The sequence below is a fragment of the Halalkalibacter akibai JCM 9157 genome (assembly GCF_000513135.1).
Taxonomy (GTDB): domain Bacteria; phylum Bacillota; class Bacilli; order Bacillales; family Bacillaceae_D; genus Halalkalibacter; species Halalkalibacter akibai.
The window spans coordinates 1-563 of the sequence record NZ_BAUV01000140.1 but is presented as its reverse complement, the minus strand read 5'-3'; the positions used below and the strand labels follow the sequence as shown (position 1 = coordinate 563).

Here is a 563-nt window from a genome sequence, read left to right as displayed (position 1 = left end):
CTTATGTCCTTCAGCTCAACATAGCTGGTTGTTGCCATATTAAAAATTTCTTTGTCTGTTTTACCCATTCTTATTAGAGTTCGAACGATACTATATCTTTCATTTATTTCGCCTGTTGCCAATCCAAGTCCATATCCATCATCCCAAGCTATATCATAGCATTCTTTACAAGGAAGACACTCATCTTGTTTTTCTTTAACTAATCCCAATAGTAACGGTAATGAAATTAATGTAATAAGAAATAATGTTCGTTTCACAAAATGCCACACCTTTTTTACCTTAGTATGACCTTTTAGTTCACTAATAACCTGCTTGTTTATCGCTCCCGTTACTTTAAGTTTAATATTTCACAAAATCATAAACTTTACGGCACAATTGGTCTTTAGAGTAATGATAATGATGGGCAAGCCATACATATAAATAAGAAGCATGAAGGAGGAATTATCATGAGAAAAATTTTTCTATTTGCAGTATTCATTTTAAGCTTAATGGCTTTTTCAACAGTTTATTCAAACACAACAAATCAAGTATCAACCCATGTTGAGAAATTTAATCATTTGTAT

Annotated in this window: 1 protein-coding gene; it reads right to left on the bottom strand. The window is 31.4% G+C overall.

Annotated elements, in window-relative coordinates:
• The coding region (locus tag JCM9157_RS23105) for a hypothetical protein (protein WP_035668908.1) at nt 1-257 on the bottom strand (257 nt) is incomplete at its 3' end.
• Between the last annotated feature and the right edge of the window lie 306 nt (nt 258-563).